This window comes from Gemmatirosa kalamazoonensis (genome assembly GCF_000522985.1).
Taxonomy (GTDB): domain Bacteria; phylum Gemmatimonadota; class Gemmatimonadetes; order Gemmatimonadales; family Gemmatimonadaceae; genus Gemmatirosa; species Gemmatirosa kalamazoonensis.
The window spans coordinates 2,204,945-2,218,700 of record NZ_CP007128.1; the positions used below are offsets into that span (position 1 = coordinate 2,204,945).

A 13,756-nucleotide genomic window follows, 5' to 3' on the forward strand; every position below is an offset into this window, starting at 1 on the left:
CCCCGCCGTCGTCGATCAGCCACACCCCATCCATGCCCTCATCCTCGCCTCCCTGGCGGCGCGCGACGCTCGCCACGGTGTGCGTCGGCGTCGTCGGCGCCGTCGCGTGCAAGAAGCCGCCGCCGCCGCCGCCCCCGCCGCCGGAGGTGTCGGTCGTCACGGTGACGCCCGCGCCCGTGGAGGACGACGTCGTCTTCACGGGCCAGGTGCAGGCGTCGCGCACGGTGCAGGTGCGCGCCCAGGTGTCCGGGGTCATCGTGGCGCGCACGTTCGTCGAGGGCACCGCGGTGCACGCCGGCGACGCGCTGTATCGCATCGACCCGACCACGTCGCAGGCCGACGTGCGGAGCGCGCGGGCGCGGCTGGCCGAAGCACGCGCTCGCCTGCAGAACGCGACCACGACCGCCGAGCGGCTCCGCCCGCTGCTGGAGGGGAACGCGGTCGCGCGCCAGGAGGTCGACAACGCCGAGTCGCAGGTGGCGCAGGCGCGGGCCGCGGTGGAGGAGGCACAGGGCATCGTCGACGCCGCGCAGAAGGGGCTCGCCGAGACCGTCGTGCGGGCCGAGATCGGCGGGCGCGTCGGACGCGCGCTGCTCGACGTCGGCACGCGGGTCTCCGGCGTGGGCGACGTGCTGACGTCGATCGACGTGCTCGACCCGATCTACGTGAGCTTCCGTCCGTCGGCCGAGGAGCAGCTCCGCTGGCGGCGCCATCCGGCGATGTGGCGCGCGCTCGAGCCTAACGGCAGCGCGCGCGTGGAGGTGACGCTCGCCGACGGCACGGCGCTGCCGGCCGCGGGCCGCATCGGCTTCATCGACCCGGTCGTCGATCCGGCGACGGGGACGCAGGAGTTCCGCGCGCAGTTCGCGAACCCGGCGCGGCTGCTGCTCCCCGGGCAGTTCGCGCGCGTGCGCGTGCGCGGCCTCACGCGCGACAGCGCGATCGTGGTGCCGCAGCGCGCCGTGCTGCAGCAGCTCGGCCGCCAGTCGGTGTACGTCGTGGGCGCGGACGACAAGGTGGCGGCGCGCGACGTGAAGGCCGCGAGCTGGGCGGGGCAGGGATGGATCATCGAGGACGGGCTCAAGGCCGGCGAGCGCGTCGTCGTCGACGGCGTGCAGAAGGTGCAGCCGGGCGCGGCGGTGCGGCCCACGCCGCTCGCCGACAGCGCGCGCGTCGCCACGGGAGGCTCCCGATGAGCAACGCGGCCGAGCGTCCCGAGCGATCGGAGCACGAGTACCTGTTCGTGCGGCGTCCCGTGCTCGCCGCGGTGATCTCGATCGTCGTGACGCTGTTAGGCGCGCTCGCGATCGAGGCGCTGCCGGTGAACCGCTACCCGCAGATCACGCCGCCCTCGGTGCAGGTGTCGGCCGTGTATCCCGGCGCGAGCGCGACGGACGTCGCGTCCGCGGTCGCCGCGCCGATCGAGCAGCAGCTCGCGGGGCTCGACGGGCTGCTCTACTACAAGTCGTCGAACTCGAGCGACGGCGTGATGAACCTGCAGGTGTTCTTCGACATCTCGCGGGACCAGGACCTCGCCGCCGTCGACGTGCAGAACGCGATCTCGGTGGCCGCGCCGCAGCTGCCGGCCGCCGTGAGGCAGCTCGGCGTCACGGTGACGAAGGCGAACGCGGACATCCTGTTCGTCGCCGGGCTCACGTCGGACGATCCGCGCTACGACGCGGCGTACCTCACGAACTACGGCCGCCTGTACATCGAGAACGAGCTGAAGCGGCTCCCGGGCGTCGGCAACGTGAACTTCTTCAGCACGCTCGACTTCTCGATGCTCGTCAGCCTCGACCCCGAGCGGATGGCGCAGCTCGGGATCACCGTGGACGACGTGGCGGCGGCGGTGCAGGAGCAGAACGCGACGAAGCCCGGCGGACGGCTCGGCCGCCAGCCGGCGCCTAACGGCACGCAGCTCACGCTTCCGGTGACGACGAGCGGCCGCCTGACGACGCCCGCGGAGTTCGGCGCGATCATCGTGCGGGCGCGTCCCGACGGCTCGCTCGTGCACCTGCGCGACGTCGCCGACGTGCACCTCGGCGGCCGCGCGTACGACCTCCAGAGCCGCCTGAACGGCAAGGAGGCGGCGCTGTTCGCGATCTACGCGCGGCCCGGCGCGAACAACCTCGACGTGAAGCGCGAGGTGGTCGACCGGCTCGGCGAGCTGCAGCGCGCGTTCCCGGCCGGCGTGCGGTGGACGATCCCGTTCGACACCACGCCGTTCATCACCGAGTCGATCCGCGAGGTGGTGAAGACGCTGCTCGAGGCGATGGCGCTCGTCACGCTCGTCGTGTTCCTGTTCCTGCAGAGCTGGCGCGCGACGCTCATCCCGGTGCTCGCCGTGCCGGTGTCGATCATCGGCACGTTCCTCGGCCTGCGGTTCCTCGGCTTCACGATCAACACGCTGACGCTGTTCGGGATGGTGCTCGCCATCGGCATCGTCGTGGACGACGCGATCGTGGTGATCGAGAACGTCGAGCGCATCATGGCGCAGGACCACGTGCCGCCGCGCGAGGCCACCAACCGCGCGATGCGCCAGATCTACGGCGCGCTCGTCGCCATCGTGCTCGTGCTCTGCGCGGTGTTCGTGCCGGTGGCGTTCGTGCCCGGCATCACCGGCGCGATGTACAAGCAGTTCGCCGTGACCATCGCCATCTCGGTCGTGCTCTCCGGCATCGTCGCGCTCACGCTCACGCCGGCGCTGTGCGCGCTGCTGCTCCAGCACGCGCCGGAGGAGGAGGCGCACGGCCGCTTCTTCACGTGGTTCAACGACCGCTTCGCGTGGCTCACGCGCCGCTACACGACCGCCGCGGGGCGCGTCGTGAGCCACCAGCGCGCGTGGCTCGGCGCGTTCGCCGTGATCCTCGCGCTCATCGCGGTGCTCTATCGCACCGTGCCGGGCGGCTTCCTCCCGACCGAGGACAAGGGCACGTTCGCGCTCAGCGTGCAGCTCCCGGACGCGGCGTCGCTGCAGCGCACGGTGGCCACGGTGCGCCGCGTGGAAGGGATGCTGCGCGCGGATCCCGCCGTGGCGAACGTCGTCGCCATCGCCGGCCTCGATCTGCTCACGCGGTCGAATCAGTCGAACGCGTCGACGATCTTCGTGAGCCTGCGGCCGTGGGACGAGCGCCCGCGCGCGGACCAGAGCGTGGGCGCGGTGCTCGGACGGTTGAACGGCAAGCTGTTCGCGATGAAGGAGGCGGTCGCGTTCGGCTTCAACCTGCCCGAGATCCCGGGCCTGGGCACGTCGAGCGGCCTGGAGATGAACCTCCAGCAGCGCGCGGGCGGCGACATCCGCGACTTCGCCTCCGCCGTCCGCAGCTTCGTGCAGGACGCGAACGCCACGGCGGTGCAGGGCGCGAACGGATCCGTGCGCACCGACGTGCCGCAGGTGTTCGTGCGGGTGAACGAGGACGCGGCGCGCGCGCGCGGCGTGGGCACGGGGCAGATCTTCTCCACGCTGCAGGCGATGCTCTCCACGCTCTACATCAACGACTTCAACCTGTACGGCCGCCCGTACCGCGTGCAGGCCGAGGCGCAGGCGCCGTTCCGCCAGCGCCCCGACGACATCGGCCGCTTCTTCGTGCGCAGCGCGCGCGGCGAGATGGTGCCGCTCTCGGCGCTCGTGCAGACGGAGATGCGCGGCGCGCCGAGCGTGCTGACGCGGTTCAACGGGTTCCCGTCGGCGACCATCACCGGCACGCCGAAGCCGGGCGAGAGCTCCGGGCAGATGCTCGACGCGGTGGAGCGGCTGGTGAACGAGAAGTACGCCGCGCAGGGCGTGGGCTACGCGTACAGCGGCGAGTCGTACCAGGAGCGCGCGTCGTCGGGGCAGAGCGGGCTGGTGCTCGTGCTCGGGCTCGTGCTCGTGTTCCTCGTGCTCGCCGCGCAGTACGAGAGCTGGTCGGTGCCGTTCGCCGTGCTGCTCGGCGTGCCGTTCGGCATGCTCGGCGCGCTCGGCGCCGCGTGGCTGCACGGCATGCCGAACGACGTGTACTTCCAGGTGGGACTGTTCGCCGTCATCGGCCTCGCCGCGAAGAACGCGATCCTCATCGTGGAGTTCGCGAACTCGCTGCGCGCGCAGGGCCGCTCGGTGCGCGACGCGGCGGTGGAGGCGGCGCGCGAGCGCTTCCGCCCGATCCTCATGACGTCGTTCGCGTTCATCCTCGGCGTCGCCCCGCTCGTCGTCGCGTCGGGCGCCGGCGCGGCGAGCCGCCGATCGTTAGGCACCGGGGTGTTCTTCGGGATGCTCGCCGCCACGCTCGTCGGCGTGTTCTTCATCCCGCTCTTCTTCGCGGTGATCCGGGGGCTCGTCGAGCGGCGGCGGGCCCGGCCCGCGGAGTCGCTCACGCCGCTCCAGCCGGCCCAGGGGGACTGACCGATGCGCGCACTCGCCCGCGGAGCGACCCTCGTCGTCCTCGCCGCCTGCGCCGTCGGGCCCGGGCGCGTCGAGCCGCCGGTGCCGACGGTGGCGGCGCGCGCCGACGCCGCGACGCCGTCCGCGATGCGGCGCGTGCTCGACTCGCTCGCCCGCGCGCGGGCCGCGGACGCGCCGGCCGGCGCCGACACCACGCCGGTGCGCGTGACGCCGGCGACGGCGCCGCCGGCGTGGCTCGACGTGCTGCACGACCCCGCGCTCGTGCGGCTCGTGCGCGACGCGCTGGCCGGCAACCGCGACGTGCGCGTGGCCGAGGCCCGCGTGCGCGAGTTCCGCGCGCAGCGTGGCGTCGCGCGGGCCGCGCTCTTCCCGCAGCTCTCCGCGAACGCGGCGACGAGCACGAACCAGGCGGCGTTCGGCCCCGCCGTGGTGCCGTACAACGCCGTGCGCGCGACGGCCGACGTGCAGTGGGAGCTCGACTTCTGGGGGCGGCGGCGACGCGGCGTGCAGGCGGCGGGCTTCGACCTGCTCGGCAGCGAGGAGGGCGCGCGCGCCACCGCGCTCACGCTGGTGAGCGACGTCGCCGCCACCTACCTCGCGCTGCGCGCCGCGGACGCCGGCCTCGCGATCGCCGAGCAGACGCTGGAGTCGCGACGCAACACGCTCGCGCTCGCGCGGCGCCGGTTCGAGCAGGGCGTGATCTCGGAGCTCGACGTGCGGCAGTTCGAGGCCGGCGTCGCGGCGCCCGCCGTGCGCGTGGCCGACTTCGCGCGTCAGCGCGCCGAAGCGGAGCACCAGCTCTCGGCGCTGCTCGGTCGCGCACCGGGCCCGATCGAGCGCGGGTGCGAGCTCGACGAGATCGTGCGTGCCGCGGCGGTGCCGGACTCCATCCCCGGCGCGCTCATCGCCCGCCGCCCCGACGTGCTGCGCGCCCAGCGCGACGTGCAGGCGGCCGCCGCGCGCGCCGGCGCCGCCGCGGCGAGCCGGCTGCCGAACGTCGTCATCGGCGGGCAGTACGGCACGCAGCGCCCGTCGCTCGCCGGCGTGTTCGGCCCCAAGGGCGAGGTGTACGGCCTCTCGCTCGGCCTCTCCGTGCCGCTGCTCGACGCCGGCCGCGCGGCGAACGTGACGAATGCCGCGCGGGCCGAGGCGGAGGCCGCGCAGCGCAGCTACGAGCAGACGGTGCTCGTCGCGCTGCGCGAGGCGAGCGATGCCGTCGCCGGTCTGCGGCTGCTGCACGATCAGCTCGTCGCGCAGCAGACGCAGGCGCAGGCGCTGCGCGCGGCGCTCGCCATCGCGCAGCGCCGCTACGCGAGCGGCATCTCCAGCTACCTCGAGGTGCTCGACGCACAGCGCGGGCTGTTCGACGCGCAGCTCGGGCTCCTGCAGGTGCAGCGCGACTACCTCACCGCGACCGTCACGCTGTACCGCGCGCTCGGCGGCAGCTGGTCGGCGGAGTGAGCGCGGAACGAACGTCGCAGGAGCGACGACGGACACCCTCGCCCGGAGACATCTCCATGGTCAGCAGACGGAACTTCCTCGCGACCACCGGCGCCGCCGCCGCCGGTCTGGCCCTCGGCTGCCGCTCGGCCGGCACGGTGACGGCGCCGGTGCGGCGCGACCGCATCGGCGTGCAGCTCTACACGGTGCGCGACCAGATGGAGAAAGACTTCACCGGCACGCTCCAACGAGTGGCGCAGATCGGCTACAAGGAGGTGGAGTTCGCCGGCTACTTCAACCACTCGCCGGCCGACGTGCGCGCGCTGCTCGACCGGCTCGGCCTCACCGCGCCGAGCTCGCACATCGGGCTCGACCTGCTGCAGAAGGATCTCGCCGGGCAGATCCAGTCCGCGCGCACGATCGGCCACGAGTTCATCACCATCCCCGCGCTGATGGAAGCGTTCATGGGGAGGCCGATCGACGCGGACTTCTGGAAGCGCACCGCCGCGGAGTTCAACCGCATCGCGAAGGCGCTGCAGCCCGAGGGGATCGGCTTCGCGTACCACAACCACTCGTTCGAGTTCGAGAAGCTCGCCGACGGCCGCACGGGCTACGACGTGCTCCTCGCCGAGACCGATCCCGCGCTCGTGAAGTTCGAGCTCGACCTGTTCTGGGCGACGTTCGCGGGGCAGGACCCCGTGGCGATGTTCCACAGGAGCCCCGGGCGCTATGCGATGTGGCACGTGAAGGACATGCGCGGCGTCGACGAGGCCCGGCGCCAGGCGGCCACCGCGACGGGCAGCGCGATGCAGAAGATGCAGGGCGCGATGCCGCGGCTCGCCGCCGTCGGCACGGGCGAGATCGACTTCCGTCGCATCTTCGCCGAGGCGTCGACGGCGGGGCTCCGCCACTTCTTCGTCGAGAACGACGCGGCGCCGAACACCGCGTCGTCGCTCGGCGACATCGAGACGAGCTTCCAGAACCTGAAGCGGCTGCTCTCCTGATCCGCCGTCTACGGCACGACGGCGAAGTGCCCCATCATGCCGTTCGCGTGGTGCTCGACGATGTGGCAGTGGTACATCCACTCGCCGGGCCGGTCGTCGGGCACCCACGCGATGCGCACGGTGCTCTTCGGCGGCACGTTGACCGTGTCCTCCCACGACAGGAACGTCGGCGGCTCGCCGTTCACCGAGACCACCTGGAAGAAGAAGCCGTGCAGGTGGAACGGGTGATCCATCAGCGTGTCGTTCACGATGTCCCACACCTGCAGCTCGCCGACCCGCACCGGCTGGTCGCGGTGGTGCTGCTCCTGGTTCACGAGGAAGTCGACGCCGTGCCTGAAGCTCATGCGGGCGCCGAGGTGCACCTCGCGGTTGGGCGTGATGGAGCCCGTCACCAGCGGCTCGATGTCGCGCAGCTTCGATGGGATCTCCGCCACCGACGGCTTCGCCGCTCCGACGCGCACCGTCGCGAACGGCTCCGCCTTCCGCTGGCTGTTCGTGCTCTTGCGGTCGTACGCGAGCGATTCGATGCGCAGCGTCTCGCCCTCGGCGAACGGCCCGACGGCGAGCTCCACGCGGTCGGACGGCGCGAGGAGCACCTCGGTCATCGTGACGGGCGCGGCGAGCAGGCCGCCGTCGCTGCCGATGAGCGCGAACGGCCGGCCGCCTAACGAGAGCCGGACGTAGCGCGCGCTCGCCGCGTTCACGATGCGCCACCGCTCGATCTGTCCGGCCGCCATCGCGAGCACCGGCTCCTGCAGGCCGTTCACGAGCCGCGTGCTCCCCTGTCGCCCGTCGTGCTGCTCGATCCACCAGCCGGGCGGCTTGATCTGCCCCTTCCGGTCGAGCGCCACGTCGTCGAGCACGAGCACCCGCTCGGCGTCGACGCGCGGCTCGCCGGGGCCGCGGACGACGAGCGCGCCGTAGAGACCGCGCTCCATCTGCACGCGCTCGTTCGTGTGCGAGTGATACCAGAACGTGCCGGCGTCCGGCAGCATGAAGCGGTACGTGAACGTCTCGCCGGGCGCGACGGGGTGTTGCACCATGTCGGTGCCGTCCATCGGCGCGGGGAGCCGCAGGCCGTGCCAGTGAATGGTGGTCGGCTCGGCGAGCCGGTTCGTCAGCCGCACCTCGAGCACGTCGCCGACGTTCGCCTCGAGCACGGGGCCGGGCACCTGACCGTCGTAGCCCCACGCGCGCGCGGGGCGCCCGGCCACGAACTCCCAGTCGAACTCGGAGGCCTCGAGCGCCACCATCACCACGCGGCCACCCGGCGCCGGCTGCGCGGCGTCGTGCGCCATGGTGTACGCGCCGAGTGCATCGGCGGCGGGGGCGTGGTGCACGTGATGATGATGATGCGAGTGGTCGGACATGAGTTCCTCCGTGGCGGCCGAGTGTCGTGAGCGTACGCCCATGCTACGACCGGCCACGACGCCGATCTTGAACGAAACGGCTGCTTTGGTACGGTGATGCGATGATTCGCCTTCACTGAGATAGGTTGAGCCGATGCCGCACGAGACCGCGCTCATCGCCACCGTCGTCTGGTCGGCGAGCGCGCGCTCGCCGTGAGCCTCGCACGCTATGCGCTCCGCGGCGGACGCGTGACGCACTTCGGCACCACGACATGACCCCGCTTCTCCGAACGACGCTGCTCTACTCGCTCGTGCCGGTCGTCTTCACGGTGATCGGTGCGGCGCTCGGCGCGTACTGGCCGGTGATGGCGCGGCTCCGCGGCTACGTGCTCCATCTCGCGGCGGGCGTCGTGTTCGCTGTCGTCGCGGTGGAGCTGCTCCCGGAGATCCAGCGCCGCGCGCTCGTCGGCGACGTGGTGATCGGCTTCTCGCTGGGCATCGTCACGATGCTCGTCGTCGACCGGCTGCTCGATCGCATCCGCGGCGACGACGACGAGGACGACGACGAGGACGACGACGACGAGGACGGCCGTGAGCCCGCGCCTCCTGGCACGCCGCCGGTCGGCCTCAGTCTGCTCGTCGCGATCGGCATCGACTTCCTGCTCGACGGGCTGCTGCTGGGCGTCGGCTTCGCGGCTGGCGCCCGCATCGGCGTGCTGCTCGCGCTCGCGGAGGCGGCGGAGCAGCTCAGCGTCGGGCTCGCGCTCGCCGGGGAGCTCACGCGGTCGAACGTGCCGCGCGTGCGCGTGCTGCCGATCGTGTCCGCGCTCGGGCTGCTCGTCTTCGTCAGCGCGGTGCTCGGCGCCACCGTGCTGCGCGGGCTCACGGGCGGCGCGATGGAGATCGTGCTCTCGTTCGGCGTCGCGGCGCTGCTCTACCTCGTCACCGAGGAGCTGCTGCGCGAGGCGCACGAGGAGCGCGAGACGCCGCTCGGCACGGCGATGTTCTTCGTGGGCTTCCTGGCGTTCCTCGTGATCGGCATGGTGCTCGACTGAGCTAGACCCTGCGGGAGCGTGAGCGTGAACCGGCTCCCGTCGCCGGGCGTGCTCTCCGCGGCGAGGTCGCCGTCCATCCCCGCGGAGATCCCGGCTGATCGCGCATCTCGCTTCAGTCGGCCCTCGGCGTGTCGTGGGAAGGTGCCTCGCCCGAGCGCTCAGTGTCCATGCCGGTGGTGGATGTCCGGGTAGTGCGGATGCGTGTGCGCGAGCGGCGCGTGGTGGTGCGGATGCGTGTGCGGGACGGGGTCCGTCACCGGCGGGTCGCCCGGCGCGTGCTCATGGCGGTGGTGCTCGTCGTGCACGTGCGCGTGCTCGTGATCCATCGCCTCATGGACGTGCGGGTGCTCGTGTCGCTCGGTCACGTGCAGCCATACCCCGACCGCCATGCACGCCCCGCCTAACAGCAGCCCGGACGTCACCGGCTCGCGCCAGACGAGCAGCGACGCGACCGCACCGACGAACGGCGCCGTCGAGAAGTAGGCGCCCGTGCGCGCCGTGCCGAGCCCGCGCAGCGCGAGGACGAACAGCACGAGGCTCACGCCGTAGCTCAGAAAGCCCAGCACGAGCGCGCCGCCCACGACGGGCGCGTGGGGCAGCCGGGCGCCCAGCGCGAGCGCGATCACGAGGTTCACCGCGCCGGCGGTGAGCCCCTTGAGCATCGCGATCTGCACCGGGTCGCCCGCCGAGACCTTCTGCGTGAGGTTGTTGTCCACCGCCCAGCAGGCGCACGCGCCGACGACCGCGAGCGGCCCCGTTAGGCCGCCCAGCGTCGCGCGGCCCTGCCACGAGATGAGCGCGCCGCCCAGGACGATGGCGAGCATGCCGAGCGCGACCCGTCGGTCGACGTTCTCGCGGAACACGAACCAGGCGAGGAGCGCCGTGAGCACCCCCTCGAAGTTGAGCAGCAGCGACGCGCTCGACGCGGGCGTGCGCGCGAGCCCCACCATCAGCAGCACCGGCCCGGCGATGCCGCCCGCCGCGATCGCGCCCGCGAGCCAGGGCACGTCTCGGCGGCCGAGCGGCGCCTCCACGCGGCCGCGCCGCACGAGCCACAGGGCGAGCAGGCCGCTCCCCGAGCCGAGGTAGAGCAGACCCGCGAGCAGCTGCGGCGTCGTCGCGCGCAGCAGCGCCTTCGCCACGGGCGCGGACAGGCCGAACAGCACGGCCGCGACCAGCGCTCGGCCGATGTCGCGGTCGAGACGTCGTGGTGCACGCTCCGGAGCCGGTGGCGTCGGCGTCATCGTCGTCTCGCTACGGCGCCGGCTCGAGCACGCGCAGCACCGGGCGCCCGCCCACGTTCTCCAGCGGCACGTACACGCGGTGGGTTCGCGGGTCGACGCTCACCGTGTGCGCATGCGGCGCGCGCACGTCGCCTGACGGCCGGAGCACGGCGCCGTCGACCGCGAAGGCGCTCAGCACGCCGGACTCCGACGCGACGTAGAGTCGGCGCCACGCCGCGTCCCACGCGAGCACGTCCGGATCGTCGCCGACGCGGCGCGTCGAGAGCACGCGCATCGTGCGCAGATCCACGACCTGCAGCGCGCCGTTCCCCTCGCTGGAGACGAACGCCAGGCGCCCCGGCTCGTCGAGCGCGAAGCCGTGCGGATGGTCCGCGCCGGGCAGATCGTAGCGCGCGACCACGCGCTCCCGAACGGGGTCGATCGCGACGAGCTCGTTCCTCGTCTGCACGGCGACGAGGATGCAGTGCGACACTGAGTCGTAGTGGGTGTTGCCGGCCTCGCCGCCCAACGGGATCGTCGCGCGCTTCGCGTTCGTCCGCGCGTCGATCACCACGTCGGCCTGGCCCGCCTCGTCGGAGACGAACAGCCTGTGCTCGTCCGCCGCGTACGCGATGCCGTCCGGAAAGCGGATGCCGCCGATGCGCGCGGTCACCGTGAGCGTGCGGTCGTCGACGGCCGCGACCTCGTGCCGGCCGGCGGCGGAGACGTAGACGGTGTGATGCGCCGGCACCGCCCACACGCCCGTCGCGCGGTCGACGCCCGACACTTCCCTCAGCACCTTCGACGCGTCGAGGTCGAACACGACGAGCCGGCCGGCGTTCATGTGGCTGATGTAGAGGCGCCGCGCCGCGTCGTCGACGCTCTGATAGTCGAACCGGTTGGCCGGACCTGGCAGCGGGATGTCGGCGACCGCGCGCAGCCCGTGCCTCGGCGCGTCCGGCGGAATCGGCGCGAGCGTCGCGCGCCAGGACGTGGGCGTCAGCGAGGTCGCGGTCGCCGCGCACGCGGGCGGCTGGGCGACTGTGAGGAGTGCGAGGAAGAGATGCATGGACGCCCTCAGTAGCGAAACGCGTACTGCGCCTTCACGAGCAGCTGGTTCGACGCGAACGCGAGCTCGCGCCGGAGCGTCAGCGGGTCGCGGGTGCGCAGGTTGTGATCGTACACCACGAACAGCTCGCCGAGCGGGCTGTACGTCCACCGGAGGCGGGTGTTGGTGCCGAACGCGCGCGACTCGGTGTCGTACTGCAGGAAGCTCGTGAGCTGCAGGTCGGGCGAGACGTTGAGCCGCACGCGCGTGCCCGCCACGTCCTGCGTGAAGCGGCCCTCGCGGAGCCGGCCCACGTCGTGCTCGCCCGTGAGCTCGACGATCACGAGCGGCGACGGCTTCCACGCGCCGGTCAGCTCGTACTGGTGCAGCGTGCCGTCGTAGAAGCGTCCGAACCACCACGTCGCCTGCGCGTTCAGCCGGCGCTTCGCCGCGAGCCCGCCCTCCAGCCGGAACCGCGGGAAGTGATACGTGCCCGCGGGGATCGTCACGCCGTCCGCCACGTCGAACGGCTCCGTGAGCCGCTCGCCCCTGGGCACGACGTTGAACTCGAACCGGTCGCCGCTCTCCAGGCGGCAGTTGATCGGCGCCATGAAGTACTCGTAGCTCTGCCACCCGCCGGTCAGCCCGGAGACGTAACTGAGCTCGTTCTCCCAGAAGCACTGCCGGATGTGGAGCGGCCCGATGGGGCGCCTCGGACGCGGTTGCCAGTTCGCGGCGAGCGACGCGACGTGCACGCCGGGGCGGGGCACGAACCCCAGCGACGGATCGAACCCGTCGCCGATTCGCTTGTAGCTCAGCGCCACGTCCCACAGGTCGTTCGGGTAGTCGACCTTGAAGCCCGCCGCGGTGCGATCGCCGCGCACGAGGTCCGCGCGTCCCGTCGCGAGACCCCACACGCCGACGAGGAAGTTTCGGTCCCCGTGGAAGCGCGACGTCGAGTACGTCAGGTCGGGGCCGACGAGCCAGCTCCCGCGACGGCCTAACGGATCGCCGACCGTCGCGATGAAGCCGGCGGACGACTCGCCAAGCACGTTCTGCTTCACGCGCACGACGCCCATCGCCGCCGCCGTCGGCAGCGTGTCGACCTGCCGCGTGCGCACCGCGAGCGCGCCGAAGTTCGTGCCGCCCGCGCGGCCGGTCACCTTCGCGCCGACGTCGATCGGCACCTGCTCGCCCGCGAGGAGCCCGATGCGACGGCTGAAGAACGGGATGACGTCTTCCTCCAGCCCCAGCCCGAAGTCGAAGATGTCGGCGCCCTCGAGGAAGAACGTGCGCTTCTCGGGGAAGAACAGCGGGAAGCGCGTGAGGTTGACCCGCCGCGCGTCGACCTCCGTCTCGGCGAAGTCGGTGTTCACCGTGAGCGAGGCGAGCGTGTTCGCCCCGAGGCGCTGCGTGGCGTCGAGGCTCGCGCGGCTGGAGCTGCGGAGCGGCGCGCGCGACGTATCGTGCGCGCCGCCGCCGGTCACCGAGGGGCGCACGCTGAGACCGACGCCGAGGTCGACGCGCGGCAGGTCGACGAGGCGGCCGGCGCGGCTCGTCTGCGTGACCTTGATGTCTCGCTCGGGGCTCGCCCAGCGGTCGGTCTCCTGCAGCCGCTGGATCCGCCGCTGCACGTTGAAGCCCCACTCGGTGCGCCCGGGACGGAAGAGGAGGCTCTTCAGCGGGATCAGGATCTCGGCCGACCACCCCTCCGGCGTGCGCGCGGTGGCGGCCTGCCACACGGCGTCCCAGTTCGCGTTCTCGCCGGCGCCCTGGTCGGTCACGAGCGCGTCGTAGCGCGCGCCGTTCGGGTTCACGCTGAACACGTAGCCGGAGCGGCCGTCGCGGTACGTGTCGAGCACGATCTTCACGTGGTCCTCGGCGTCGAGCGTCGCGTCGCGCTGACGGGCGTAGGCGACGATGCGCGCGGGCTCCGGATCGTCGGCGCGCACGCCGATCACCACGGCGTCGCGGGTGAACAGCACGCGCACCACCGTGCGCGCGGACGGCGCGCCGCCCTCCCGGGGCTCGACCTGCGTGAGACCGCCGATCGAATCGGCGACGCTCCACGCCGGTTCGGTGAGACGCCCGTCGACGCGCACGTCCCCCCGCGTCGTCGCCACGCGCAGCGCGGGCGCGGCACCGCGCGCGGCCTGGCCGGGCGCGGCACGCGGTGCGCACATCAGCGCGACGAGCGCCACGCGCATGGTGGTCCGCTCCAAGGGCGTCCGAAGCTCGGGGCGATACTGGCACGAC

9 protein-coding genes are annotated in these 13,756 nt (G+C 72.7%); 5 read left to right on the plus strand and 4 right to left on the minus strand.

Annotated features, from left to right (window positions below; all coding sequences use genetic code 11):
* Positions 1 to 32: 32 nt before the first annotated feature.
* Genes J421_RS09570 through J421_RS09585 form a run of 4 tightly spaced genes read left to right on the plus strand, consistent with a single transcriptional unit; the run spans position 33 to position 6,825 of the window.
* Positions 33 to 1,196: an efflux RND transporter periplasmic adaptor subunit gene (locus J421_RS09570; RefSeq protein ID WP_104022449.1), complete on the plus strand. Its 1,164-nt coding sequence runs from the start codon at positions 33 to 35 to the stop codon at positions 1,194 to 1,196.
* Positions 1,193 to 4,381 (plus strand): efflux RND transporter permease subunit, encoded by a 3,189-nt coding sequence (locus tag J421_RS09575; RefSeq protein ID WP_025410961.1) that lies wholly within the window; start codon positions 1,193 to 1,195, stop codon positions 4,379 to 4,381. Before J421_RS09570 ends, J421_RS09575 begins: the two co-directional genes overlap by 4 nt.
* 3 nt (positions 4,382 to 4,384) lie before the next feature.
* Positions 4,385 to 5,842 (plus strand): efflux transporter outer membrane subunit, encoded by a 1,458-nt coding sequence (locus J421_RS09580; RefSeq protein ID WP_025410962.1) that lies wholly within the window; start codon positions 4,385 to 4,387, stop codon positions 5,840 to 5,842.
* A gap of 56 nt (positions 5,843 to 5,898) precedes the next feature.
* Entirely contained in the window at positions 5,899 to 6,825 is a 927-nt protein-coding gene (locus J421_RS09585; RefSeq protein ID WP_025410963.1) for a sugar phosphate isomerase/epimerase family protein, read from the plus strand.
* 8 nt (positions 6,826 to 6,833) lie between these two features.
* Here the strand turns inward: J421_RS09585 and J421_RS09590 are convergent, their stop codons facing one another.
* The gene (locus J421_RS09590; RefSeq protein WP_025410964.1) at positions 6,834 to 8,195 is read right to left on the minus strand and encodes a multicopper oxidase family protein; all 1,362 of its coding nucleotides are present in this window, start codon (positions 8,193 to 8,195) and stop codon (positions 6,834 to 6,836) included.
* 251 nt (positions 8,196 to 8,446) lie between these two features.
* Here J421_RS09590 and J421_RS09595 point away from each other — a divergent pair, with 251 nt between their 5' ends.
* The gene (locus tag J421_RS09595; protein WP_025410965.1) at positions 8,447 to 9,229 is read left to right on the plus strand and encodes a ZIP family metal transporter; all 783 of its coding nucleotides are present in this window, start codon (positions 8,447 to 8,449) and stop codon (positions 9,227 to 9,229) included.
* Between the two features lie 158 nt (positions 9,230 to 9,387).
* On the opposite strand, the gene J421_RS09600 is transcribed toward J421_RS09595, so the two are convergent.
* The 3 genes from J421_RS09600 to J421_RS09610 are packed head-to-tail and all read right to left on the minus strand — an operon-like array spanning position 9,388 to position 13,722.
* Positions 9,388 to 10,473: a DMT family transporter gene (locus J421_RS09600; protein WP_025410966.1), complete on the minus strand. Its 1,086-nt coding sequence runs from the start codon at positions 10,471 to 10,473 to the stop codon at positions 9,388 to 9,390.
* 10 nt (positions 10,474 to 10,483) lie between these two features.
* Complete coding sequence (locus J421_RS09605; RefSeq protein ID WP_025410967.1) at positions 10,484 to 11,521, minus strand: YncE family protein; 1,038 nt, start codon at positions 11,519 to 11,521, stop codon at positions 10,484 to 10,486.
* A gap of 8 nt (positions 11,522 to 11,529) precedes the next feature.
* Complete coding sequence (locus J421_RS09610) at positions 11,530 to 13,722, minus strand: carbohydrate binding family 9 domain-containing protein (protein WP_148306232.1); 2,193 nt, start codon at positions 13,720 to 13,722, stop codon at positions 11,530 to 11,532.
* Positions 13,723 to 13,756: the final 34 nt, after the last annotated feature.

Coding starts and splice junctions, on each gene's coding strand:
- J421_RS09590 (WP_025410964.1), bottom strand. CDS start 8,195: ATGTCCGACCACTCGCATCATCATCATCACGTGCACCACGCCCCCGCC.
- J421_RS09580 (WP_025410962.1), top strand. CDS start 4,385: ATGCGCGCACTCGCCCGCGGAGCGACCCTCGTCGTCCTCGCCGCCTGC.
- J421_RS09585 (WP_025410963.1), top strand. CDS start 5,899: ATGGTCAGCAGACGGAACTTCCTCGCGACCACCGGCGCCGCCGCCGCC.
- J421_RS09605 (WP_025410967.1), bottom strand. CDS start 11,521: ATGCATCTCTTCCTCGCACTCCTCACAGTCGCCCAGCCGCCCGCGTGC.
- J421_RS09575 (WP_025410961.1), top strand. CDS start 1,193: ATGAGCAACGCGGCCGAGCGTCCCGAGCGATCGGAGCACGAGTACCTG.
- J421_RS09600 (WP_025410966.1), bottom strand. CDS start 10,473: ATGACGCCGACGCCACCGGCTCCGGAGCGTGCACCACGACGTCTCGAC.
- J421_RS09570 (WP_104022449.1), top strand. CDS start 33: ATGCCCTCATCCTCGCCTCCCTGGCGGCGCGCGACGCTCGCCACGGTG.
- J421_RS09595 (WP_025410965.1), top strand. CDS start 8,447: ATGACCCCGCTTCTCCGAACGACGCTGCTCTACTCGCTCGTGCCGGTC.